Source organism: Planococcus sp. MB-3u-03 (assembly GCF_002833405.1).
Lineage (GTDB): Bacteria > Bacillota > Bacilli > Bacillales_A > Planococcaceae > Planococcus.
The window spans coordinates 997,741-1,020,029 of sequence record NZ_CP025135.1; the positions used below are offsets into that span (position 1 = coordinate 997,741).

Genomic DNA, 22,289 nt, shown 5'->3' on the forward strand with positions numbered 1-22,289 from the left:
GCGGATGCTTCAACGAAGGAGGGAACGGTATGGAAATCGGCATTATTGTGCATTCCCAGACGGGGCATACCTTGCTTGTCGGCGAACGGCTTCGTGAAAAATTACAAAGCGGTGGCCATGAAGTTCGTTTAATGAGGATACAAAATTTCGAGAACGAAGACGCGAAAAATCCAACAGATGTACAATTGGATTCATTGCCGGACACCAAAGGATATGATGCTTTGATTTTTGGCGCATGGGTACAGGGCTTTACGCTATGTCCTGGATTTATAAAGTATGCGGAACAACTTCCGGATCTCGGCCAAACACCGGTATCTTGTTTCTTGACGCAGCAATTCCGCTATAAATGGATGGGCGGCAATAGGGCCATATCCAAAATGAAGACATCGCTTGAAGCAAAAGGGGCAGTGGTCAAATCGACCGCCATCATCAATTGGTCCCATAAAAAAAGAGAACAGCAAATCGAGGAATTGGCGGAACGCTTCAGCGGCCAGTACAAAGTTTAGCCAGTGGCAAGGGAGCATTTTAGGTAGCAAGAAAGGGAGCCGGAGATCATGTCAAAAACCCAATTTAAACGGCTGGTGGATGATGCGCAGTCACTGGAATTGTTCAGGGAGTTGAATGTTTTGTTTGCGGATGCATTTGAAGAGGACGAAACGTATCTCGGAAACCCGCCGTCCGATGGCTATCTCCAATCTTTATTGGCAAAAGAGCATGTCCTCGTTTGTGCGGCATTGTCCGGCGGCGAACTTGCAGGCGGGCTTGTCGCATACGTACTGGATAAATTCGAGCAGCAGCGGAAGGAAGTATACATCTATGACTTAGCAGTGGCCAGCAAATACCGCAGGAGAAAAGTCGCGACCGGGCTGATTCAGTTTGTCCAGGCGGAAGCGCAAGGTTTAGGCGCATGGGTTGTCTTTGTCCAAGCGGATCCTGTAGACACGGCTGCCGTGAAACTTTATAGCTCGCTCGGCACGCGGGAAGATGTGTTGCATTTTGATTTCAAGCTAGAGGAAAATGAATGACAGCCATCTTAGTTGTTTAGTGCGCCTTGTAAAAGCAGGACAACAGGCGCTAACTATGGAAGTAGAGTGGAGAGCTTTCAGGAGGAGGATGAGCGATGTACGAACAAAAAACGAAAGAACACGAAGGCAGTGTCATTGAATTCATCGAGTCGGTCGAAAAGCCGTCAAAAAAAGAAGATGCCTACCGGCTGCTGGAGATTTTCGAACAAGCGACCGGCCATCCAGCAAAAATGTGGGGCGATAGCATCATCGGTTTCGGGTCTTACCATTATCGCTACGCGACAGGCCATGAAGGCGACGCGCCTCTCGCCGGGTTTTCCCCGCGCAAAGCGAAAATCAGCCTGTATTTGACGGGATGTGCGGACAAAGAGCCGGATGCGCTCGAGCGATTGGGAAAATGCACGGCCGGTAAATCCTGCATTTACATCAATAAGCTCAGCGATATCGATCCGGAAGTGCTGAAAGAATTGATTCGCAATGCAGTTTCTTATTTGCAGGAGCGCTATCCCGGCAAAGCCTAAGCAGAAATTTGTCGAAACTGGGGCGGCCGAAAAAATTATCGGCAGTTTTTCTTTTGGCAGGTTTTAGGCTGTTATCGTTTCGGGTATAGAAATAGTGACACTATCTGCAAGGAGAGAAGAAGCACGATGGAACACATACCCGAGTCGAAATTCGAAGACAAACGGTCGATGGTCATTGATGAGCTCGTTTCGAAGAATGTCTTCAAGATCAACGGCAGGCAGCTTTACGAACTGTCCTTATATGAACTGTTAAAGGAATACACCGATAAAAGCCTAAGCTCATGAGCTCAGGCTTTTTTAGATATATACGGTCCTGGATAAAGGGCTTATTTTGCACCATGTGGGAGGAACAGGCATGCACCATCAAAAACTGGAAGACTACCGCAAAAACAAGCTCGACGAAATGACGATTGCCCAATTGCAAAAAGAAATGGAAACAAGCAAGCTGACTTCGGAAGAGCTTGTGCTGATGTATAAAGAAAATATTTCGCTGCGCGATAAAAATACCCACGCCGTGCTCGAGATCAATCCGGACGCCTTGCTTGTTGCCCAGGCGCTGGATTTTGAGCGCAAGCATAAAGGGCCGCGTTCGAAACTGCATGGCATCCCTCTGCTCGTGAAAGACAATATGGACAGCGGCGATAAAATGCATACAAGTGCCGGTTCACTCGCCATGGCAGACCATTACGCGCTGCGCGATGCGAAAGTGGTGGAAAAGCTGCGTGCGGCGGGGGCGATCATCCTTGGAAAAACGAATATGACCGAGTGGGCGAATTTCATGAGCGATAAAATGACCAACGGCTATAGCTCGCGCGGCGGCCAAGTGAAGAACCCGTACGGCCCTTTCGATGTCGGCGGGTCGAGTTCAGGATCGGCAGCCGGAGTGGCTTCGAATTTGGCTTCGGCTGCGGTCGGGACTGAAACTTCCGGTTCGATCATTAACCCGGCGGCACAGAACAGCCTTGTCGGCATCAAGCCGACGATCGGTTTGATCAGCCGCACTGGGATCATTCCTTTATCGCATACGCAAGACACTGCCGGCCCGATTGCGCGCACAGTGGAAGATGCAGTGGCGGTATTCGCAGCTTTGATCGGAACAGATCCGGAAGACGAAATCACATTGTTTGCCGAACAGTTCAAGGGCTATGATTGGCAGCAGCATTTGAAAGAAGACGGCTTGTCTGGCGCTGTACTCGGCGTGGACCATCAATTGTTCACGGATATCACAAAAGAGCAGTCCGCTGCATTCGAACAGGCCATGGAGCAGCTGCGTGCATGCGGAGCCGTCATCAAGGAAGTCGACCTTGGCGCCGATCAGGAAGATCTCGGCTTTGCGGTGCTGCTCCATGAATTCAAGGCGGACTTGAATGCCTATTTGGCTCGCTCAAGTCCTGACCACCGGATCCGTTCAATGAGTGACATCATTTCATATAATGAAGAGCATGCCGAGCGGATGTTAAAATTTGGCCAGAATTTATTGGAGCAAGCCAATGGCATGAGCGGGAACTTGACGGAGAGGGAATATGTCGAGGCGCTTGAACGCAACCGTTTCTTGGCTGCTGAACAGGGCATGAATAAGCGCCTCGGGCAAGCCGGGGCAGATGCGCTTCTTCTGCCGCAGGATTTTGGCTGCAATATCGGTGCCGCTGCCGGGTTCCCTTCGATCACGGTGCCGTCTGGATTAACGGAATTAGGCGAACCGTTCGGTATCACGTTTGCCGGGCAGGCATTCGATGAGCCGAAGCTGATTGAATATGCTTATGCTTTTGAGCAAGCGGCAGCGGGGCGGAGGCGCCCATCATAAAAATCCCTTCCTTGGATGAAATTCCAAGGAGGGGATTTTCATTTGATTTGACGCCATACTTGTTCCAAAAATCTGCAGTTCCGTATCGTCTGTGCTTTGGCCTAAAGAAGTCAGCACGCTATTGACGATGGCTTTGCGCGGCTTTTCAGCCGTGAGTTCATCGGCGAGAAACGCAAGCAATTGCTGCAAGTCAGGATCTTCCGCGCCAGCGGCAAGCGTCTGCAATTGCTTGGCACTGTCGGCTAAAGTCGGCAACTGCTTGTTTTGATCCAATAGATGCTCGGATAAAATCGCTTGCCGTCTTTCAATTGGGTCTCGACCGCTTGCTTCATGCGATGGACGATATAGACGGTCAGTTCATCAAGCGGCAGCTGCTGGCCGGTGCCGAGCCGCCACACATGCATTAATTGCTGGAGCGCCCTGTTGGCCATCGCGGCATTTTCCAGGGCATAAGGACGCGCCTCTTCACCGAACATATCCACAATGCGGCTGCTCAGCCACTTGAGCTCTGCAATGTACTGGCTTTCCTGAAAGCTTTCAATTCTTCGTCTTGGGAATAGAAGATGCTTTCGTACAAGGAGAACAGATTCTTCTCATGATTCATGCGGATGCGAATCGCCAATTGCCTCGCAAACAGGTCTGTGTCGGATGGAGATTCCCGAAGGCAACGGCAATGCGTTGTGCGCGGATATCTTCGCTGATCGATTCCATCAAAGCGATCAGGCACCCGATTTCGACGTGAAGTAATTATAGAAAGTACCTTTGGAGATGCCGGCTTCATCCAGAATGTCCTGTATGGAAGAAGCGTTATAGCCCTTCTGGATGAACAGACGATGGGCGGCATTGATGATTTGCTGTTTTAGGATTCATAATATCCCCTTTTGGACTGATAGTATAGAAAAAGCATACCGTCAAAAGCTGATGAAATCAATGTTCCAAACTTATTGCCCGTTCTCAGTCCGTCTTTCTTGTAAAAATTATACCGTGAGTATAAAATATGTCGATAGAGTATAATCAGCCGAATCAAATCGGCGAGACGGAGGAAAGAAAGATGAAAGAAACAACGAAACCACCTTATGGAATCATCGCCATTTTGTTCACCGGAGCATTTGTGGCGATTTTCAACCAAACACTGCTGAATATTGCCCTTCCGGAAATCATGGTCGACTTATCTGTCGACGCTGCCACTGCGCAATGGCTTGTAACGGGCTATATGCTCGTCAACGGCATCTTGATTCCGGCGAGCGCTTATTTGATCCAGCGTTATTCAAACCGGGTCATTTTCATTGTCGCCATGTCCCTGTTCTCACTCGGGACTTTGCTTGCCGCATTGTCGCCGACATTTGCTATTCTGTTGATCGGGCGTATGGTCCAGGCGTCAGGCGCTGCACTCATGATGCCTTTATTGATGAATGTCATGCTGGCCGCCTTCCCGGTTGAAAAAAGAGGGCAGGCGATGGGCGTCTTCGGGATGGTCATGGTCGTGGCGCCAGCAATCGGCCCGACGCTCTCGGGCTTCATCGTCCAAACCTACTCATGGAGAATCCTGTTCTTTATCGTATTGCCGGTAGCCTTGATTCCGTTACTCCTCGGGATCTTCAAATTGAAAAATCTGACCTTCCAAAACCGCGAGCTGTCACTTGACCCATTGTCTCTTGTGCTATCGAGCCTTGGGTTTGGCGGGTTGCTTTACGGATTCAGTTCGGCCGGCTCACTCGGCTGGGAAAATCCAGCTGTTTACTTGACGGTAGCAATCGGCCTCTTGTCCTTAACGGTCTTTGTGTTCCGCCAAATGAAGCTTAAAGAGCCGTTATTGGAGCTGCGCGTCTATAAGTACCCGATGTTCGCATTGTCTTCGGTCATATCGGTTACCTTGTCGATGGCAATGTTCTCGGCCATGATCCTCATGCCGATCTACATCCAGACCATTAAAGGCATTTCCCCGATTCAATCCGGCTTGATGATGCTGCCGGGTGCGCTCGTCATGGGGGTCATGTCCCCGATTACCGGACGCATTTTTGACCGATACGGAGCTAAAGTGCTGGCACTGCCTGGCTTGGCTCTTGTTGTCATCACCACCTACCTGTTCAGTAATCTAACGCTGGATACGGGTTACTATGAAATCATGGCCATCTATACATTGCGCATGTTCGGCATTTCGATGGTCATGATGCCGGTCATGACCAATGGGCTCAATCAATTGCCGATGAAATCCTATCCGCACGGAACGGCCATCAATAATACTTTGCAGCAAGTTTCCGGCGCGATCGGTTCTGCATTTCTAGTGACCTTGATGAATACGCGTACGGAGTCGGCAGCACAAGATTTGGTGGCTTCCGGCACAAGTGCACAGGCAGCCACCATCCCTGCCATGCTTGAAGGCATCAACTTTTCGTTTACGGTGTCGACTTACATCGCGCTCGCTGCTTTCCTGTTGGCGTTATTCATTAAAAAGCCCGACCAGAAAGCAACGGAAAGACAAAAAGAACGCGTGTACAAACAACGCTATGCAGATTGAAAAGAGGCAGTTCCTTTTAAAAAGGAACCGCCTTTTCATTTGCCGAAAAAGGCGGCCAAGAGCCGGATATGGTACACTTAAGGCATCGAAAAGAAGGTGGAATGACACATGAATTTTATAGAAGAACTAAGTCCTGTCTGGCAAGATAAATGGAAACAAACCGGTTTTACCGAGGCGATGCCGATCCAGGAACAGATGATTCCGGAAATGCTCGCAGGAAATGACATCGTAGCGGAATCTCCGACCGGCTCGGGAAAAACCTTGGCTTACCTGTTGCCGATCTTGGAACGCGTTGATCCGAAAAAACCGAATACGCAGGCGATGATCATCGCCCCGTCACAAGAGCTCGCGATGCAAATCGTCAACGTTTTGCGTGAATGGACAACGGGAACGGATGTCACTGTCACGCCGTTGATCGGTGGAGCGAATATCCAGCGCCAATTGGACAAGTTGAAGAAAAAACCGACAATTGTCGTCGGCACACCAGGGCGCCTGAATGAATTGGTCAAGACCAAAAAACTTAAGATGCACGAAGTACGCATCATGGTGCTCGACGAAGGTGACCAATTGATGGCCCGTGAACACCGCGGCATCATGAAGGACCTTATCGAAAGAACGCAGCAAGATCGCCAGCTCGTGTTGGTATCGGCGACCATTACAGAGGAAATCGAATTGGTCGCAGAGCGCATGATGAAGCAACCGACGCGCCTGCAAGTATCGGCAGAACAGTTGCCGAAGCAGGGCAAAGTGACGCATTCATTCATCAAAGTCGATGAGCGCGACAAGACCGATTTGCTTCGCAGTTTGTCGCATATGACAGGCGTAAAAGCACTGGCGTTCGTCAACAACCTCGACCAAGTGCTGATGAAGGAAAGTAAGTTGAAATTCCGCGACGCAAAAATCGCGACTTTGCATTCTGAAATGAAAAAAGAAGAACGCAAGAAAGCATTGGACGATTTCCGCAAAGGCGAGACGGCTGTATTGATCGCGACCGAAGTGGCAGCACGCGGCCTTGATATCGACCAATTGACGCACGTCATCCATGTCGATGCGCCGATGACAGTCGAGCAGTATTTGCACCGTTCGGGCAGAACCGGGCGCGCAGGGGCTGATGGTGAAGTATTGACGCTTCTGGCTTATGCGGACGAAAAGCATTATAAGAAACTGACGAAAGAATTGCCGAACAAGCCGGTGCAAAAAATCATGCATGGCGGCGAGTTGATCGAAGGCAATAGCAAAACCATGACAGCAAAGGGGAAAAAATGATGAGCTTTCAGGACAAGTTAGCGCAATATGCGGAATTGACTGTCCGTGTCGGCGTCAACATCCAGCCGGGGCAGGAGCTATTGATTGCGACGACGACGGATACCGTGGAATTCACGCGCTTGGTCGTTGAGAAAGCCTACGAAGCCGGGGCTAAGCAAGTCCATGTCGCGTTTTCGGACCCGTCAGTTATACGGACGCATTACGAATTGGCACCGGACGCCGCGTTCCACGAATTTCCGGATTGGGTCGTCAAACAGCGCGACGCTATCATCGACCATAAAGGCGCATTCTTGTGGATCGATGCGGAAGACCCGGATTTGCTTACAGGCATTCCGGCAAAACGCTTAAGCGATGCGCAAAAATCCGCTGGAAAGGCATTGGAACGCTATCGCCAGGCTGTCGGATCCGATAAGATCGCTTGGTCGATCGTTGCGATCCCCTCTGAAAAATGGGCGCAAAAAGTGTTCCCACATGAACAGGATCAAATGGCCGCTCTGTGGCAAGCGATTTTCCAGACCGTGCGCATCGGAGACGGTGACGCAGTCGCATTGTGGCAGGAGCATATCGCCAACTTGGAACGGCGGGCGGCCGCATTGAACGAACGGCGCTACCGGAAATTGCATTACCGTGCGCCAGGAACCGATTTGACGATCGGTTTGCCAGATAGCCATATTTGGATGAGCGGCGCTTCCCGCACGCCGGACCAGGTGCCGTTCATCGCCAATATGCCGACTGAAGAAGTGTATACCGTGCCGGCCAAACTGGAAGTCGAAGGCACCGTGCGCAATACGAAGCCGCTCGTTTACCAAGGCAATATCATCGATGGCTTCACGTTGCGCTTCGAAAACGGCCGTATCACACAAGCGCGAGCGGAAATCGGCCAGGAACTATTGGATGAATTGCTTTTAGCCGACGAAGGCGCAGCATATCTTGGGGAAGTAGCACTTGTGCCGGTTGAATCGCCGATTTCGGCTTCCGGCATTTTGTTCTACAATACCCTATTCGATGAAAATGCATCGAATCATTTGGCAATCGGCGATTCCTACCCGACTTGCCTCGAAGGCGGAAAAGACTTGGAACGCGATCAATTAAAGGATTACGGATTGAATACGTCGATCGTCCATGAAGATTTCATGATCGGTTCGAGCGAGATGGATATTGATGGCATTACGGAAGACGGCAAGACCGAAGCGATTTTCCGAAAAGGAAATTGGGCATTCTAACGAGGTGAGCATATGAAAAAGACGATGAGTGTGATGGCGGCAGGGCTTTTGTTATTGGCTGCAAACCCGGCATCTGCGGAGCCACAAATACCTGCCGCTTATGTAGCCATCGGCGATTCGCTGGCGGCAGGCCAGACGCCGAACCGGGCGATCGACAGCGGCTATTCGGATTTGATTGCGCAGGAATTGACGCGCAACCAGCCGCTGGCGTTTTATTCGAAAGACTTGGCGTTTCCTGGATTCACCACAGGTGATGTCTTGGAAAGCATCGAGTCGGATGAAGCAAAAGAACTGCTCGGCCAGGCGAACATCATCACAGTTTCTGCCGGTGCGAATGATTTGTTGCGCCTTGTGCAAGCAAATGCCGCTGAAGGCGCTTTGAGTTTTGAAGAGATCCAGGCAGATTACGCACTGAATGCGGCGCGTGAAAACGTCGAAACGATTCTGGCTGAACTGGAAGAGCTTGCCCCATCAGCCGATATCTATGTCATGGGCTATTATTTTGCATATCCCCACGCCCGTGATAGCCAAAAGCAAGGCACGGCTGGGCAGCTGGAACAATTAAACGCCATTCTCAAACAGGAAGCAGAACAAGCCGGCGCAACATTTGTCGATGTAGCCGACCGTTTCGGTGAGGATGCGGTGGACCTCGTCCCGAATCCCGCGGATGTCCATCCGAATATGAATGGCTATCAGGAGATGGCGAACGCATTCTTCGAGTATTACGGGGAAGGGTTTAGAGTGGAAGATGCAGAACTGCCGGAACCGGCGCCTGTTACTTTTGAAGAAATCCAGCAAATGCAGGAAGAGGAACAGGAACAGCCATCAAGTGAAGCGAATGAAGCAGAAGAAGAGCCTGCTTCTGAAGACGCTTCAGGTGACGAGGCTGCCGCCAAGCCTTCCGACGGCGAGGATCTGGATTATCTAGCGATCCGCCAAGCATTGCCGCTCATTTAAAAGCTTGAACCATATAAAAAGGCCGGAGAAAATGGATCATTTTCTCCGGCCTTTATCGTTCAGCGGCTTTTCGTGAATCGCTGCGGTTGCGTGCATCGTTTTCATTGTTTGCGTTGTTCTTTTGCGGTTGTTCATCACTTTGCGGATGATCGGGTAAGCAATCGGTCCGTATTTAATCGCAGATCTGACAAGTCTTCCAATAGCCATATTTATCGCTCCATTCATTTTTCGTATTGAGGTTTAGTAGAGTTTTCCCGGTTTCAGCCTTTATTAAACATCGGTCGGGGCGATGGCGTGCGCGATTAAAATATCCTTGTAGGAATGGACGCTTGAAATGGAGACGTATTCTGCGTTGCCGTGCCAGTCGTCTCCGCTCGGCCCGAACTCGATGGCGCCTTGTCCGCCGATTTTCTCGGCATAATAACGGGTGTCGGCAGCACCGTGCTGGCCGAACAATACCGGCTGTTCCGAAAGCGTCGATTCGACGGCCTTCATCAAGGTCTGGATGTACGGATGGTCGTCCGTCGTCGTCAAAGCAGGGGTCGAACCGCTCGCTTTGAATTCCATGTCAACATCGAGTGTTTCGGCCAGCTGTTCCATCTGGCGGACGATCTCGTCTTTGTCTTGCCCGGGCATGAAGCGGATATCGTAGGACATCTTGCAGATTTCCGGTACGACATTATAACGGTCGCCGGCATTGATGATCGGCAAGTTGACGGAAGGCTGCTCATAGTATTCCGTCGATTCTTTACGGAACGGCAAATCTTTCATGCCGGCATGGAATTTCATCGCCGATTCGATGGCGTTGATGCCTTCCCATGGGCGCGAACCGTGTGCCGGTTTGCCTTTGAATGTCAAATCCATTCTTAGTATGCCTTTTGATTGTAAGCCGATCTTCAAATGGGTCGGCTCGCCGCAAATGACGAAATCGCCGTAATGACCTTGATCGACCAGCCATTTCGATGTATTGCGCCCGCCAATTTCTTCGTCTGTGACGATATGCAGGTGCACTTCGCGCGGCAAGGCGGAAGCATCGAGGTCAACAAATGCCTGCATCATCGCCGCGACCCCGGCTTTCATGTCGGCCGACCCGCGGCCATACAGTTTGTCGCCTTCTTCGATTGGGGAGAATTGCTCTTTATGTCCCGGCACGACGTCGACATGGCCGTTCCAGATGATCTTTTCGGCACCTTGCCCTTTAGCTGCTGTCAGCATGAGGTAGCCGTCATTATCGTGTACTTCGACTTCTTCGCCTTTCGCCTTGAGCCAGGCAGAGCAGAACATCAGCGCTTCATTCGCCCCTTCTTTCGTATCGCTTTCGATTTTGATCAAATCCTTCAATAAATCAATCATTGATCCGGCAGTTTTTAAACTGCCTCCACCACCTTCCACAAAGTTTGCTATTTTCTAACTACCCTAATCCGTTTGGCTGAAACGGCCTTGCAAGCCAAACTTACGTTGTGTACAATACACATAATAGCGGAATAATTGTATGCACCACAAGGGGAGCTTTGGCTGAGAGTGAACGATTAAGTTCTTACCCTTCGAACCTGCAAGTTAATGCTTGCGCAGGGATGTGGATGGAAAACCGGCCCAAGCGGCGCCAGGATCTGTCCTGGCGCCGTTTTTTATATGGTTTTTAAAAACGGCCCTTCTGGTGATGTGCAAATCCAAAAGGAGGCAGTTTGAATGAGAAATAAACGTGTATTGTTAATGGTCGAAATTGCGATTTTTGCAGCTCTCGGCTTTGTATTGGATTTTATCGCCTTTCGCATGCCGCAAGGGGGATCGGTCAGCTTGGTCATGATTCCGATCGTGCTGATGGCATTCCGGAGGGGCGTCGCAGCCGGTGTCGTCACGGGTCTTCTGGTCGGCTTGCTGCAGATTGTCACTGGTTTCATCTCGGTTGCGCCGCTGTCGTTCGGCTTTGTCGTCATGCAAGTCATTTTGGATTATTTGCTGGCATATGGCGTCGTCGGTTTGGCCGGAATGATGCGGGGCCGCTACTTGGAAGCCGTGGAGGCGAAAAAGACCGGGAAAATCATTGTCATGGTCGCACTCGGTGTCTTGATTGGTTCATTTCTCCGTTATGTGATCCACGTCATTACGGGGATCCTGTTCTTCGGCATGTTTGCTGATGGCAATGTCTTCATCTATTCAGCCGTCTACAACGCCACCTATATGATTCCGGTCGCAATTGTCGCGGCCATCGTTTGCTCGTTGCTGTTCATTACAGCGCCGCGTTTGACGCAGCCCGATTCATGATTAAAACCGCCTAGTGATAGGCGGTTTTTTTGATGGATAAAGAAAATAATGAACGCTCTTCATTGGTTATTTATGGGAATTTCCCGAAAGGTATGAGAGGCGAGAGCGGCTTATTCTATGTTATAATGCTCAAATAGAATAGTTTGAAAGAAGGGTCAGTATGATAGCGACTAATGAAAAAGATATTGAAGGTTTGAAAAAAGCCGGACAGATGGTGGCAGAAATCCGCGAAACGATGAAAGCGGCCGTGAAGCCCGGCATCACGACGAAAGAACTCGATGAATTGGGCGGCCGCCTGTTCAAAGAATGGGGCGGGGTCTCTGCTCCGAAATCAGAATACGATTTCCCCGGTTATACATGCATCAGCGTCAACGAAGAAGTGGCGCACGGGATTCCAGGAAAGCGCGTCATAAATGACGGAGACATCGTTAATATCGACGTGTCCGGATCATACGGTGATTATTTTGCGGACACTGGAATTTCATTCGTGGTCGGAGAAGGGCACGAAGCGAAAGAAAAGCTTTGCCAAGCGGCGGAATCCGCATTCGAACGCGCCATGATGAAAGTGAAAGCGGGTGCCAAGCTGAACCAGATCGGTAAGGCAGTCGAACGCGAAGCGAAAGACCAAGGCTTGTTCGTCATCAAGAACCTGACAGGGCATGGCGTCGGAAAATCGCTTCACGAGGCGCCGCAATATATCCTCAATTATTACGATGCGTGGGAAACGACAATCTTGAAAGAAGGCATGGTGCTTGCAGTCGAGCCGTTTATTTCCCAAAAGGCCGAGCATATCATCGAATCAGGCGATGGCTGGACCTTTATCACGCCGGACCAATCGCTCGTCGCACAAATCGAACATACCGTACTCGTCACAAAAGGCGAACCGATTTTGCTGACGAAACTCGAAAAATAAAATCATCGAATATAAAAAAACAACCATCAGCCGATGGTTGTTTTTTTATGGCGTCATAATTGGTTTTGCCGGCTTTTTCTTGATCAACAAGATGCCAGTCAATAAAACGCCGCTCAGGAATAAAGCTGCCGTGCTGACCAGCATCTCGTCCATGCCGTGGCGGACGGCGATCGCGACGAACGCCCAGATGAATACCAAAGTCAGCGGGATGTCCGAATGGTGGAAGCGTATGTGAAGCGCCAATGCGGTCGCTACGGTCAGCATGATGACCGTCCATAATTGATCGCTCAACCCCCAGCCGCTCCAGCTGTAGAAAGTCAAAACATAGCTAATATTAGCGATGGTCGCGACACTGATCCAGCCCAGATTGACAGAGACCGGCAAACGTTCCGTAAAGCCCCGTTCGTCGTTTCCGTATTCCAAGTACAAAGCGATCAGCGACAATAAATAGGTAATCATTGCAGTGATCGACCAAATAAAGAACTCATAATGCCAGCAAAGCAGCCAGGCGATGTTGAAAACAGCGCTCAAGATGAAATACAATGAGACTTTTGCTGAAGGGTGCACTCCTTTTTCAAGCGCAGCCAAAAGCCGATGATCCAGATAGCCAATAAAATATATAACGGACCAGATGGAAAATGCATAACCGGCCGGCGTAAAGAGGACCGGCACACGGTCGGAGATTTCACCGGTAGTCTGACCGTTGATCGGCAGTATATTCGCCAAGGCATTCATGGTGACGACAGCGATAAATGCCAGCGTCATCAGCAGTACGCGAATCATATGAAATCCCTCCTCAAATATCAGTATAAACTCGCCAGCCCGCACGACCAACAAGAAAGTGCAGGAAGTTTTGAAAATGGCGATATCGTGAAAAGTACAAGGCGGTCGCCGTTCCCGTTCGGTGAAGGAGATGTTATACTTATTAATGTATTTTGAAAATTCGTGACCGCAGGGGAAAAAGATGACGAATACATATCCGGAAGTATGGGAGCTTGATAGTTTGTTTTCAGGGGAAGCGATTCAGCTGAATTGAGAACGCATCTGGACGCAACAGCAGATAAGCTGGCCGATTTCGAACAAGCCGCTGCAACATTCGGTGTTCGAAACGAACAGCAGACGCGCAGCAGGTGGCGGCGTTATTGGAAAAGACCAGTGATGTATCGGTGGACCTTCGCCAAGCCGGAGCGTTTATCGGCTGCTTGATGGCGCAAAACACCGAAGACAAAAAGCGGCATTACTGCAAAGTGAACATGCATTGATGCGATCCCGTTTCCAAAGTGCTTTCTTGAAATTCAAGCAGGCGCTCATGGAGACGGATCCGAATGTCTGGTCAGAGCTGCTTTCGACTGAAGACTTGAAGGAATTTGCCTTCATCTTGGACGAATGGCGCCAAGAAGCGACACGGCTATTGTCTGAACAAGAGGAAGGGCTCATTACATCGCTCGGCATCGATGGCTATCACGCGTGGAGCGAATTATACGATTTGCTGATCGCCTCGATCTCGGTCCAAGTGGATGTTGACGGTGAAGACAAGACCTTGTCGGTGGGGCAGGCGAATAATTTGAGCTCCCACCAAGATGCAACCGTACGGAAAGAAGCCTACGACAAGCTTGAAGCGGCATGGGGCGAAAAGAAGAGCTGTTTGCCAAAACCTTGAACTCGCTCGCGGGATTCCGGCTGCAGATGTATAAAAGCGCGGCGTCGATAATGTGCTAGAAGAGCCGTTGCAGATGAACCGCATGAAACAGGAAACCTTGGACGTCATGTGGCAGGCCATCAGCGAACATAAACAGCCATTTGCGGATTACTTGGCACGCAAGGCGCAATTGCTCGGCAAAGACCAGCTTGCCTGGTACGATGTCGACGCGCCGGTCGTGGAAAATTCCCAGTCGTTCGACTACGCGCAAGGATCGGAATTCATCATCCGTCATTTCGGGAATTCGGCCCGGAATTGGAGAAATTCTCCGCCACGCGCTGAAAAATGGTTGGGTGGAAGCGGAAGACCGTGCGCATAAGATGCCGGGCGGCTTTTGCACATCGCTCCCGAAAAGCAGCGAATCGCGCATCTTTATGACCTATAGCGGATCGATGTCGAATGTCGCGACATTGGCCCATGAATTGGGTCACGCTTTCCATACGCATGCACTGAAGCCTATGCATGATTTGAACCGCAGCTATGCGATGAACGTCGCCGAAACGGCATCGACCTTCGCAGAAATGATCGTAGCGGATGCAGCGGTCAAGAATGCTGTGAGCAAAGAAGAGAAAATCTCTTTGCTGGAAGACAAAATCCAGCGCAGCGTGGCATTTTTCATGAACATCCATGCCCGCTTCCTGTTCGAGACGAGATTTTATGAAGAGCGTAAAAACGGCGTGGTCCCGGCGAACCGCTTGAACGAATTGATGGAACAGGCCCAAGAGGAAGCGTTTGCCGGCAGTTTATCGGAAGGGCATCCGCATTTCTGGGCATCCAAATTGCATTTCTATATCACCGATGTGCCGTTCTACAATTTCCCATACACATTCGGCTATCTCTTCTCGCTCAGCGTTTACGCGAAAGCGCTAGAAGAAGGAGAAGGGTTCGAAGAGAAATATATGGCCTTGCTCCGTGACACAGCGATCATGAGTACAGAACAATTGGCCATGAAGCATCTCGGGGAAGACATTACCGAAAAAGGATTCTGGGAAAAAGGCATTGCCTTATGTACAAAAGATGTCGAGGAATTCATCAAATTGACTGCAGAAGAGGGATAAGATGAATCTGCTTTTTGAAGGGAAAACCTGTTATCTGCGCACACTTACCGTAGAAGACGCTGAAGACATGGTGCGGATCCTGGTGAAAAACCGTGATTATTGGGCGATTTATGAGCCGAGGCATCGCGATAGTTATTTCACGATTGCCGTACAGCGCGAGAAAATTCGCGAGTCGATCTACCAAGCGCGGGAAAATCGGGAATATAGTTTTGGGGTTTTCTCACACGACACCAATCAGCTGATCGGCCATATATCCATTTACAGCATCAAGCGCCTGCCGTTCCTCAGCGCCCTGGTCGGCTACTCGATGGACGAAGAGTTCATCGGCCGAGGGATTGCCAGCGAAGCGGTCCGCTTGATCACGGCTTTCGGATTTGAGCAATTGCGGCTCCATCGCGTGGAAGCGTATGTCGCTCCGGATAATATCGGCTCGCTGCGCGTACTCGAAAAAGCGGGGTTTGAAAAAGAAGGCTTGCTCAAGCAATTCCTGTTCATCAATGGGGAATGGAAAGACCATTATTATTACGCATTGCTCGAACAGGATTTTTGAAAGGGCAAGGCCGCCTATCTGAGATGGTGGAAGGATATGCGGAGATGGTTTGAAAGATAATGAAGGGAGAGGATGCTATATGGATCCCCAGAAATTATTTGCTTATCATCAATGGGCGAGCCAGAAGGTGCTGCAATTGGTGGAAGACTCAGGCGAAGAGTATTACACGAAAGCGGGTCAGAATTCATTTCCATCGATCCGGGAAACGGTTGCCCATGTCATTGGCGTCGAAAAGATGTGGTTCAAACGGATGAATGGGGTCAAGAGCCCAGAATTTGAACATTTCGACGTAGACACCGTAGAGAAGGCAAAAGGCAATGCTCTTGCTTCACGCAGAGATGGAATTGTATTTCGCCTCGTTGACAGAAGAAAGCTGGCAAGAAGAGCTGGATTACCGCAATATGAAAGGCGACGAGTTCCGCCACAGCCGCGAAGAAATGCTTTTCACCGTCGTCAACCACGCGAGCTACCACCGGGGCAAATCACTTCCTTATTGCGCCAATTCGGCAAAGCCGGAATCCCGCTTGATTATATTTATTTCAAAAGAAAACCGCTGAGATTTCTCAGCGGTTTTCTTTGAATATTGAAGAACTCTATTAATCCGTTATGAATTAAAAGTAGAAACAGCTTTTCAACATTCAAAATCAATGACCTATTTAAGTATTTGGAGAAGCGTTCGCTCGTAACCCCTTCTGCTCAATAATGCTGCGCATTACTTTCGCAAAGATAATGTCTCCCGTAGGTCGACCTTATCTTTCCAGTGGATCAGCGAGACGACCGAGACCCCGCAAGGAATGAATGAGCGAAGCAACGCTGAGCACATTCATTTGCGACGCATCTGCCACGCAGATGTGAGAGCACAAGGGTTTTGAAGCGGCTGAGGAGGCTTGGGCGCGAGCCCACGGAAAGCGAGCGATAAGCTTCGGAAAATACGACTTCTGACCTTTTTTCGACAAGCCGAAAAAAAACCGCTGAGATTTCTCAGCGGTTTTCGTCTTTATTGCCATCGATGACGACGTCGAGTTTTCCGGTTTTCGGGTCGATGACGAGGCCGTGAACAGGAACGGTTTTATCCATTAATGGGTGATGGCGGACCATGTCGACGCTGTGGCGCACGCTGTCCGTTACGTTATCGAAGCCTTTCAGCCATTCGTCGAGATTGACGCCTGAGAATTTCATCTGTTCGATCGTGCTTTCTTCAATGCCGCGCTCTTTCATCTTTTCGATGATGCCTTCCGGTTTTACTTTGGCCATCCCGCAGTCGTGGTGCCCGACAATATAGATCTCATCTGCCTTCAATTCGTATACGGCCACGAACAAGCTGCGCATGATGCCGCCAAACGGATGGTTGATGATAGCACCGGCACTTTTGACGATTTTCACGTCGCCGTTCTTGAAGTTCATCGCTTTTGGCAAGAGTTCAAGCAGGCGGGTATCCATGCAAGTCAAGATGACGATCCGCTTATCCGGGAGATTGGTGGTGATGAATTCCTCGTAGTGCTTTTCTTCTACAAATTTTTCGTTGTAATCCAAAATCTCATTCAATAAAGACATCGTTTTTCCTCCTTGATGGTGGTTTGGGATTTAACGCGACATTTTTTCGAGCTGGTCGATCATGCCGAGCGACCGGCCAGTGCCGATCGCAACGGATTCCAATGGGTCCGGCGCGATATGGACGGGTACGGAAATTTCTTGCGCCAGCCATTCCTGCAAGCCTTTCAACAAGGCACCGCCGCCAGAAATGACGACGCCTTGGTCGACCATATCGCCCGACAATTCAGCGGGGCAGTTTTCCAGCGTGGCACGGATGCATTCCAAGATGGCTGACAAGGACTCACTGAGCGCTTTTTGCATTTCGTCAGAACTCAATTCGATCGTTTTCGGCAATCCGCTCAATACGTCACGGCCGCGGATGTTCATCTTTTTCGGTTCGTGAGGGATCGGCGCATAGCCAATTTCTTTTTTGATCGTTTCCGCCGTTTTCTCGCCGATCAATAAATTATAATGCTTGCGCACGTATTGGATGATGTCTTCATCCATCCGGTCGCCGGCAATCTTGATCGTATTGGAAGACACCACGCCGCCGAATGAAATGATGGCGACTTCTGTCGTGCCCCCTCCAATATCGACGATGACCGAAGCGACAGGTTCCGTGATCGGCAGATTGGCGCCGATTGCTGCAGCTACCGTCTCTTCAATCAAATGTACGGATTTTGCGCCGCTTTGTTTGACGGCATCATGGATGGCGCGTCGTTCGACAGCGGTGGCACCGGACGGCGTACAGACCATGACTTTTGGCTTCCTGAGAGAGCCGCCGAGCTGTTTCGCCGCTTTTTGCATGACCAGCTTCAAGAGCTCGCGGGTCACGTCAAAATCGGCGATGACGCCTTCTTTCATCGGGCGCACGATACGGATGGAATCGGGCGCCTTGCCGAGCATCGCTTTCGCCTCGTTGCCAATGGCGATGACAGCGCCGCTGCGGGCATCGAGGGCGACGATGGATGGTTCGTTCAAGATGACGCCTTTTGACTTAGTATAGACGAGAATATTGGCGGTACCGAGATCGATCCCGATATCCGTTGCAGAAAACATGGATGAATTCCTCCTAATCGGTATAAACACTGCTTATTCAAATTTTATCACTTTTCAGTGAGATGTGATAGGGGCACGATAAACAGAAAAAAGCTCTGCCCCGTGTATGCGGGGCAGAGCTTTTTTGCTTAATGACGCTCTTTCGGAAGCGGATCGATATGCTCTGCATCATGGCTATGAAGCTCTTTGCCAAGGAAATGAAGCAGGGTGAAGAAGAACATGAAGATCACAGCCATGAATCCGAGGACAACAGTAATACCGTATAGCATCGTGATAACCCCTCTCTAAACTGTAATTATCATACTCAGTATACATGAAAACGCATGGAAAATTAAGTGTCGAATTATCGACCTTTAAAATGCCCAGTTGCCGCTGCGGAAGATCGGTTCACGCGTGCCGTCTTCCAAAATGCCATCGATGTCCATATCGGCAGAGCCGACCATGAAATCGACATGGGTGATGCTTTGGTTCAAGCCGTGCTCTTTCAATTCATCCGCTGACATCGTCTTGCCGCCTTCTAGGCAGAACGCATAGGCGCTGCCGATCGCGAAGTGGTTGGACGCATTTTCATCGAATAAGGTATTGAAGAACAAGATGCCTGAATCGGAAATCGGCGATTGATGGGGCACTAATGCCACTTCGCCGAGGCGGTGGGAGCCTTCATCCGTAGCCACCAATTCCTTGAGCACTTCTTCGCCTTGTTCGGCCGTGACTTCAGTGATGCGGCCGCCTTCGAATGTGATTTTGAAGCCATCGATGATATTGCCGCCGTAGCTGAGCGGCTTGGTGCTTGAGACGAAGCCGTTGACATCGTCTTTATGCGGCACGGTGAAGACTTCCTCTGTCGGCATATTGGCCATGAAGGTATGGCCTTTTTCGTTGACCGAACCTGCGCCTGCCCATAGATGGCCTTTTGGCAGGGCGACTTCGAGGTTTGTGCCTGGTGCCTGATAATGAAGCTTGGCGTATTTCTTGTCGTTCAAATAATCAGCTTTGGTGTGGAGCGTGCGGTCGTGTTCAAGCCAAGCTTCGATCGGGTTGTCCGTATCTGCGCGGACAGCCTTGAATATCGCTTCCCATAACGCATCCACTTGCTCGTTTTCCGGAAGGTCCGGGAACACTTTCTTTGCCCATTGCGCAGACGGTGCAGCAAGGACGCACCAGCTGATTTTGTCGGATTGCACGTACTGTCGGTATTTATTCAGCGCTTGCCCGGTCGCTTTCTGGGACGCTGAAATGCGTTTGGAATCGATGCCTTTCAGCAAGTCCGGGCTTTGTGAAACGACGCTGATGAAAGCCGCGCCTTGTTCGGCCAATTGCTCCCTTTCCTGGACTTTCCATTCCGGGAATTCCCCAAACGAATCTTCCGGTGCCTTCTCGAAGCGCGTGCGGGAAATCACATCATCGCTCCAATCCACGAATACTTGTCTTGCACCTTCTTCATAAGCTTTCTTAACGATCAAGCGGACGAACGGTGCGGCATCTATGGAAGCTGCAATATACAATTTCTGGTCAGGCTGTATATTGACGCCTACCTTTACCGCCAATTCAGCGTAGCGGGATAACTTTTCATCAAATGTAGTCATTTCCAAAAACACTCCTCTCATCCTTTCTATAGTAGCAATATTCAAACACGTTGCGCAATAGCCGGCCGCTTGAAAGGGAATAAGAGTTGCAATTTATATTATAAAAGTTTATAATATAAACAAAAGTTCAAAAGGGAGGGAATCCAATGAACCGCAACGAACAGAAAATCCTTGCGTTGATTGAACGGGATCCATATATGTCCCAGCAGGAAATGGCGGATGCGCTCGGGATTTCAAGGCCATCTTTAGCCAATTTGATTTCGGGGCTTATCAAGCAAGGGAAGATTCTCGGCCGCGCATACGTACTGCCTGAAGAAAATGCGATCCTATGCATCGGCGGCGCGAATGTCGACCGTAAGTTCCATCTGAAAGCACCGTCTGTCCACGGCACTTCGAATCCGGCAACGGTGACGAGAAGCGTCGGGGGCGTGGCGCGAAATATCTCTGAAAACCTGGGCAGGCTTGGGCATGAAGTCCAGTTGATGTCGGTAGCTGGAGATGATCCGGAATGGCGCTTCATCGAAGAAGTGTCTTCGCCTTACATGGATACCGCCATGACCAAGGCGCTGCCGCAAGGGGCGACAGGCAGCTATACTGCTGTGCTGGAACCCGACGGCGAGATGACTTTAGCATTAGCGGACATGGACATCTACGCGGAATTGACGCCTGGCTACCTGGAGCCTCACCGCAGCAAATTGATGCGCGCGAAATTGCTGGCAGTCGATTTGAACTGCCCGAAGGAAACCGTAGCGTATTTGCAGGATCTCGCAGCGGCTGCCGATGTGCCGCTTGCTGTAATTCCTGTATCAGCCCCTAAAATGGAACGCTTAGGAGAAGACTTGAGCGGTGTCTCTTTTTTGATCCTGAACCGCGATGAAGCAGCCCTCAGGCTCGGCATTTCCATCCGGGATCAAGCGGATTGGAAGCGCTCGGTTGAAATGCTTCTCGATCAAGGCGCAAAAACAGCCGTCGTGACCGGCGGAAAAGACGGCGCCATGGCGGGCGACGAAAATGGCGTGTTGCATTTCCCGGCAATCGAAACGCAGCAAGTAGAAGATGTCACAGGGGCTGGAGATGCCTTCTCAGGCGGCCTACTTCACGCCCATCTATCGGGCTATGATTTTCATCAAGCCGTGCAGATGGGCATGCTGAATGCGGCCAGAACGCTCGCAAGCAGCCAGACAGTGCGGCCGGAATTAAATGAAACGGTGTTAATAAAAGAACTGGAGGAATTGAAATGACAAACATGATCAGCTATTCAACAGAAGTGCAGGAAGCCATCGAACAGAAAAACCGATCGTCGCTTTAGAGTCGACGATCATCTCACACGGCATGCCCTACCCACAAAACGTGGAAACAGCCCGTGAAGTCGAACAAATCGTCCGCGACAATGGAGCCGTTCCGGCAACGATCGCTTTGATGGACGGCCATATCAAAATCGGCTTGTCAGACGAAGAACTCGAACTTCTGGGCAATTCACCGGACGTTGCGAAAGTATCCCGCCGCGACATCGGCCAATTGCTCGCAACGAAAAATCGGCGCGACGACTGTTGCCGCGACGATGATTTGCGCTGAGCTTGCCGGCATCCGCGTCTTCGCGACCGGCGGTATCGGAGGCGTCCACCGCGGGCGGAAACGACAATGGATATTTCGGCAGACTTGGAAGAGTTGTCGAATACAGGGGTTGCTGTCGTCTGTGCTGGCGCGAAGTCGATTCTCGATATCGGCCTGACACTCGAATACCTGGAAACGAAAGGCGTTCCGGTCATCGGCTACCAGACGGACGAGATGCCGGCGTTCTATACACGCCACAGCGGCTTCCCGCTAAGCTACGGCTCGCAATCGACTGAAGAGCTTGCAGCTATCCTGAAAGCGCAATGGTCGCTCGGCTTGAAAGGCGGCGCAGTCATTGCCAACCCGATCCCTCAAGAACATGCGCTTGATAAAGACTTTATCGATGGCATCATCGAACAAGCCATGGCGGAAGCGAAAGCAAACGGCATCAACGGCAAAGAAGTCACGCCATTCCTGCTCGGCAGAGTGAAAGAGTTGACGGAAGGACAGAGCTTGGTTGCCAATATCGAACTCGTCAAGCACAATGCCAAAGTCGGCGCCGAATTGGCCGCTTCATATGGAGCACTATAAGGACAAATTGTGAAAAAGACCCTCGAGGGTCTTTTTATTGTTTGCCGGCTGTTCTGTTTTCAGGAGCTCTTTTTCAGGGTAAGGAAAGTCAAGGAGTTGAAGCCCATGAAAACGGATGTGTTCATCGGCGGAGGGGAATAGGGGCTGACGCTCGCATTGAAACTGGA

The 22,289-nt window shown here is 50.4% G+C and carries 25 protein-coding genes, 3 pseudogenes and 1 riboswitch; of the genes and pseudogenes, 18 read left to right on the plus strand and 10 right to left on the minus strand.

Annotation, left to right across the window (positions count from 1 at the left end; translation table 11 throughout):
• Positions 1-29 precede the first annotated feature (29 nt).
• From CW734_RS06155 to CW734_RS06175, 5 genes are all read left to right on the plus strand, one after another.
• Positions 30-506: a flavodoxin family protein gene (locus tag CW734_RS06155; RefSeq protein ID WP_101189872.1), complete on the plus strand. Its 477-nt coding sequence runs from the start codon at positions 30-32 to the stop codon at positions 504-506.
• Positions 507-554: 48 nt separating this feature from the next.
• Positions 555-1,025, plus strand: coding sequence for a GNAT family N-acetyltransferase (locus tag CW734_RS06160; RefSeq protein ID WP_101189873.1), 471 nt, complete (start codon positions 555-557; stop codon positions 1,023-1,025).
• A 95-nt stretch (positions 1,026-1,120) separates the two neighbouring features.
• Positions 1,121-1,546, plus strand: a complete 426-nt coding sequence (locus CW734_RS06165; RefSeq protein ID WP_101189874.1) for a DUF1801 domain-containing protein — start codon at positions 1,121-1,123, stop codon at positions 1,544-1,546.
• A 126-nt stretch (positions 1,547-1,672) separates the two neighbouring features.
• Complete coding sequence (fbpA, locus tag CW734_RS06170) at positions 1,673-1,831, plus strand: Fur-regulated basic protein FbpA (protein WP_083509116.1); 159 nt, start codon at positions 1,673-1,675, stop codon at positions 1,829-1,831.
• Between the two features lie 70 nt (positions 1,832-1,901).
• Positions 1,902-3,350 carry an amidase family protein gene (locus CW734_RS06175; protein WP_101189875.1) on the plus strand — a complete coding sequence of 483 codons (1,449 nt, stop codon included), beginning with the start codon at positions 1,902-1,904 and terminating at the stop codon, positions 3,348-3,350.
• Here the strand turns inward: CW734_RS06175 and CW734_RS06180 are convergent.
• Both CW734_RS06180 and CW734_RS06185 read right to left on the minus strand, forming a co-directional pair.
• Positions 3,345-3,623 (minus strand): hypothetical protein, encoded by a 279-nt coding sequence (locus CW734_RS06180; protein WP_198551101.1) that lies wholly within the window; start codon positions 3,621-3,623, stop codon positions 3,345-3,347. The two genes, CW734_RS06175 and CW734_RS06180, sit on opposite strands and share 6 nt — an antisense overlap.
• Positions 3,593-3,832 carry a hypothetical protein gene (locus CW734_RS06185; protein ID WP_101189877.1) on the minus strand — a complete coding sequence of 80 codons (240 nt, stop codon included), beginning with the start codon at positions 3,830-3,832 and terminating at the stop codon, positions 3,593-3,595. Before CW734_RS06185 ends, CW734_RS06180 begins: the two co-directional genes overlap by 31 nt.
• Positions 3,833-3,945: 113 nt before the next feature.
• Between CW734_RS06185 and CW734_RS18250 the strand changes: the two genes are divergently transcribed.
• Positions 3,946-4,092: a hypothetical protein gene (locus CW734_RS18250; protein WP_157824134.1), complete on the plus strand. Its 147-nt coding sequence runs from the start codon at positions 3,946-3,948 to the stop codon at positions 4,090-4,092.
• Here the strand turns inward: CW734_RS18250 and CW734_RS19895 are convergent.
• A complete protein-coding gene (locus CW734_RS19895; protein WP_442956966.1) occupies positions 4,070-4,216 on the minus strand; it encodes a TetR/AcrR family transcriptional regulator in 147 nt (48 codons plus the stop codon). The two genes, CW734_RS18250 and CW734_RS19895, sit on opposite strands and share 23 nt — an antisense overlap.
• Positions 4,217-4,401: 185 nt before the next feature.
• Here CW734_RS19895 and CW734_RS06195 point away from each other — a divergent pair, with 185 nt between their 5' ends.
• The 4 genes from CW734_RS06195 (at position 4,402) to CW734_RS06210 (ending at position 9,314) form a co-directional block, all read left to right on the plus strand.
• Entirely contained in the window at positions 4,402-5,868 is a 1,467-nt protein-coding gene (locus tag CW734_RS06195; RefSeq protein ID WP_101189878.1) for a DHA2 family efflux MFS transporter permease subunit, read from the plus strand.
• A gap of 108 nt (positions 5,869-5,976) precedes the next feature.
• On the plus strand, positions 5,977-7,134 hold the full coding sequence (locus CW734_RS06200) for a DEAD/DEAH box helicase (protein ID WP_101189879.1): 1,158 nt from the start codon (positions 5,977-5,979) through the stop codon (positions 7,132-7,134).
• Positions 7,134-8,357 (plus strand): aminopeptidase, encoded by a 1,224-nt coding sequence (locus CW734_RS06205; RefSeq protein WP_101189880.1) that lies wholly within the window; start codon positions 7,134-7,136, stop codon positions 8,355-8,357. Before CW734_RS06200 ends, CW734_RS06205 begins: the two co-directional genes overlap by 1 nt.
• A 12-nt stretch (positions 8,358-8,369) precedes the next feature.
• Complete coding sequence (locus CW734_RS06210; RefSeq protein ID WP_101189881.1) at positions 8,370-9,314, plus strand: SGNH/GDSL hydrolase family protein; 945 nt, start codon at positions 8,370-8,372, stop codon at positions 9,312-9,314.
• 36 nt (positions 9,315-9,350) lie between these two features.
• Here the strand turns inward: CW734_RS06210 and CW734_RS18255 are convergent, their stop codons facing one another.
• Together CW734_RS18255 and CW734_RS06215 are read right to left on the minus strand one after the other, a co-directional pair.
• Complete coding sequence (locus CW734_RS18255; protein WP_157824135.1) at positions 9,351-9,521, minus strand: hypothetical protein; 171 nt, start codon at positions 9,519-9,521, stop codon at positions 9,351-9,353.
• Between the two features lie 63 nt (positions 9,522-9,584).
• Positions 9,585-10,667 (minus strand): M20 family metallopeptidase, encoded by a 1,083-nt coding sequence (locus CW734_RS06215; protein ID WP_101189882.1) that lies wholly within the window; start codon positions 10,665-10,667, stop codon positions 9,585-9,587.
• Between the two features lie 139 nt (positions 10,668-10,806).
• A riboswitch (TPP riboswitch) is annotated at positions 10,807-10,906 on the plus strand.
• Between the two features lie 97 nt (positions 10,907-11,003).
• On the opposite strand from CW734_RS06215, the gene thiT reads away from it, so the two are divergent.
• Positions 11,004-11,579 carry an energy-coupled thiamine transporter ThiT gene (thiT, locus tag CW734_RS06220; protein WP_101189883.1) on the plus strand — a complete coding sequence of 192 codons (576 nt, stop codon included), beginning with the start codon at positions 11,004-11,006 and terminating at the stop codon, positions 11,577-11,579.
• A gap of 160 nt (positions 11,580-11,739) precedes the next feature.
• A complete protein-coding gene (map, locus tag CW734_RS06225) occupies positions 11,740-12,492 on the plus strand; it encodes a type I methionyl aminopeptidase (protein WP_101189884.1) in 753 nt (250 codons plus the stop codon).
• A gap of 45 nt (positions 12,493-12,537) precedes the next feature.
• On the opposite strand, the gene CW734_RS06230 is transcribed toward map, so the two are convergent.
• Positions 12,538-13,275: a hypothetical protein gene (locus CW734_RS06230; RefSeq protein ID WP_101189885.1), complete on the minus strand. Its 738-nt coding sequence runs from the start codon at positions 13,273-13,275 to the stop codon at positions 12,538-12,540.
• A 181-nt stretch (positions 13,276-13,456) separates the two neighbouring features.
• Here CW734_RS06230 and CW734_RS19900 point away from each other — a divergent pair.
• From CW734_RS19900 to CW734_RS18715, 4 genes and pseudogenes are all read left to right on the plus strand, one after another.
• A pseudogene (locus CW734_RS19900) lies at positions 13,457-15,249 on the plus strand (M3 family oligoendopeptidase).
• Position 15,250: 1 nt separating this feature from the next.
• Positions 15,251-15,799 (plus strand): GNAT family N-acetyltransferase, encoded by a 549-nt coding sequence (locus tag CW734_RS06240; protein WP_101189886.1) that lies wholly within the window; start codon positions 15,251-15,253, stop codon positions 15,797-15,799.
• 79 nt (positions 15,800-15,878) lie between these two features.
• Positions 15,879-16,076: pseudogene (locus tag CW734_RS18710) on the plus strand (DinB family protein); the annotation flags it as partial.
• Between the two features lie 40 nt (positions 16,077-16,116).
• Positions 16,117-16,356: a DinB family protein gene (locus tag CW734_RS18715; RefSeq protein WP_232787290.1), complete on the plus strand. Its 240-nt coding sequence runs from the start codon at positions 16,117-16,119 to the stop codon at positions 16,354-16,356.
• 424 nt (positions 16,357-16,780) lie between these two features.
• Here the strand turns inward: CW734_RS18715 and CW734_RS06250 are convergent, their stop codons facing one another.
• The 4 genes from CW734_RS06250 to CW734_RS06260 form a co-directional block, all read right to left on the minus strand.
• Complete coding sequence (locus CW734_RS06250; protein ID WP_101189887.1) at positions 16,781-17,353, minus strand: beta-class carbonic anhydrase; 573 nt, start codon at positions 17,351-17,353, stop codon at positions 16,781-16,783.
• Positions 17,354-17,383: 30 nt separating this feature from the next.
• Complete coding sequence (gene mreBH / locus CW734_RS06255) at positions 17,384-18,391, minus strand: rod-share determining protein MreBH (protein ID WP_101189888.1); 1,008 nt, start codon at positions 18,389-18,391, stop codon at positions 17,384-17,386.
• A gap of 128 nt (positions 18,392-18,519) precedes the next feature.
• Positions 18,520-18,660 carry a hypothetical protein gene (locus CW734_RS18460; protein WP_167399246.1) on the minus strand — a complete coding sequence of 47 codons (141 nt, stop codon included), beginning with the start codon at positions 18,658-18,660 and terminating at the stop codon, positions 18,520-18,522.
• An 84-nt stretch (positions 18,661-18,744) separates the two neighbouring features.
• On the minus strand, positions 18,745-19,977 hold the full coding sequence (locus CW734_RS06260; protein ID WP_101192155.1) for an aminopeptidase: 1,233 nt from the start codon (positions 19,975-19,977) through the stop codon (positions 18,745-18,747).
• 146 nt (positions 19,978-20,123) lie between these two features.
• Between CW734_RS06260 and CW734_RS06265 the strand changes: the two genes are divergently transcribed.
• Together CW734_RS06265 and CW734_RS06270 are read left to right on the plus strand one after the other, a co-directional pair.
• A complete protein-coding gene (locus tag CW734_RS06265) occupies positions 20,124-21,218 on the plus strand; it encodes a carbohydrate kinase (protein ID WP_101189889.1) in 1,095 nt (364 codons plus the stop codon).
• A pseudogene (locus CW734_RS06270) lies at positions 21,215-22,122 on the plus strand (pseudouridine-5'-phosphate glycosidase). Before CW734_RS06265 ends, CW734_RS06270 begins: the two are co-directional and overlap by 4 nt.
• The last annotated feature ends 167 nt before the right edge of the window (positions 22,123-22,289 follow it).

Coding starts and splice junctions, on each gene's coding strand:
- CW734_RS06175 (WP_101189875.1), top strand. CDS start 1,902: ATGCACCATCAAAAACTGGAAGACTACCGCAAAAACAAGCTCGACGAA.
- CW734_RS06165 (WP_101189874.1), top strand. CDS start 1,121: ATGTACGAACAAAAAACGAAAGAACACGAAGGCAGTGTCATTGAATTC.
- CW734_RS06205 (WP_101189880.1), top strand. CDS start 7,134: ATGAGCTTTCAGGACAAGTTAGCGCAATATGCGGAATTGACTGTCCGT.
- CW734_RS06265 (WP_101189889.1), top strand. CDS start 20,124: ATGAACCGCAACGAACAGAAAATCCTTGCGTTGATTGAACGGGATCCA.
- CW734_RS06210 (WP_101189881.1), top strand. CDS start 8,370: ATGAAAAAGACGATGAGTGTGATGGCGGCAGGGCTTTTGTTATTGGCT.
- CW734_RS06160 (WP_101189873.1), top strand. CDS start 555: ATGTCAAAAACCCAATTTAAACGGCTGGTGGATGATGCGCAGTCACTG.
- CW734_RS06250 (WP_101189887.1), bottom strand. CDS start 17,353: ATGTCTTTATTGAATGAGATTTTGGATTACAACGAAAAATTTGTAGAA.
- mreBH (WP_101189888.1), bottom strand. CDS start 18,391: ATGTTTTCTGCAACGGATATCGGGATCGATCTCGGTACCGCCAATATT.
- CW734_RS06155 (WP_101189872.1), top strand. CDS start 30: ATGGAAATCGGCATTATTGTGCATTCCCAGACGGGGCATACCTTGCTT.
- CW734_RS06260 (WP_101192155.1), bottom strand. CDS start 19,977: ATGACTACATTTGATGAAAAGTTATCCCGCTACGCTGAATTGGCGGTA.
- thiT (WP_101189883.1), top strand. CDS start 11,004: ATGAGAAATAAACGTGTATTGTTAATGGTCGAAATTGCGATTTTTGCA.
- CW734_RS18460 (WP_167399246.1), bottom strand. CDS start 18,660: ATGCTATACGGTATTACTGTTGTCCTCGGATTCATGGCTGTGATCTTC.
- map (WP_101189884.1), top strand. CDS start 11,740: ATGATAGCGACTAATGAAAAAGATATTGAAGGTTTGAAAAAAGCCGGA.
- CW734_RS06195 (WP_101189878.1), top strand. CDS start 4,402: ATGAAAGAAACAACGAAACCACCTTATGGAATCATCGCCATTTTGTTC.
- CW734_RS18715 (WP_232787290.1), top strand. CDS start 16,117: ATGCTCTTGCTTCACGCAGAGATGGAATTGTATTTCGCCTCGTTGACA.
- CW734_RS06200 (WP_101189879.1), top strand. CDS start 5,977: ATGAATTTTATAGAAGAACTAAGTCCTGTCTGGCAAGATAAATGGAAA.
- CW734_RS06230 (WP_101189885.1), bottom strand. CDS start 13,275: ATGATTCGCGTACTGCTGATGACGCTGGCATTTATCGCTGTCGTCACC.
- CW734_RS18255 (WP_157824135.1), bottom strand. CDS start 9,521: ATGGCTATTGGAAGACTTGTCAGATCTGCGATTAAATACGGACCGATT.
- CW734_RS06240 (WP_101189886.1), top strand. CDS start 15,251: ATGAATCTGCTTTTTGAAGGGAAAACCTGTTATCTGCGCACACTTACC.
- CW734_RS18250 (WP_157824134.1), top strand. CDS start 3,946: ATGATTCATGCGGATGCGAATCGCCAATTGCCTCGCAAACAGGTCTGT.
- CW734_RS06215 (WP_101189882.1), bottom strand. CDS start 10,667: ATGATTGATTTATTGAAGGATTTGATCAAAATCGAAAGCGATACGAAA.
- fbpA (WP_083509116.1), top strand. CDS start 1,673: ATGGAACACATACCCGAGTCGAAATTCGAAGACAAACGGTCGATGGTC.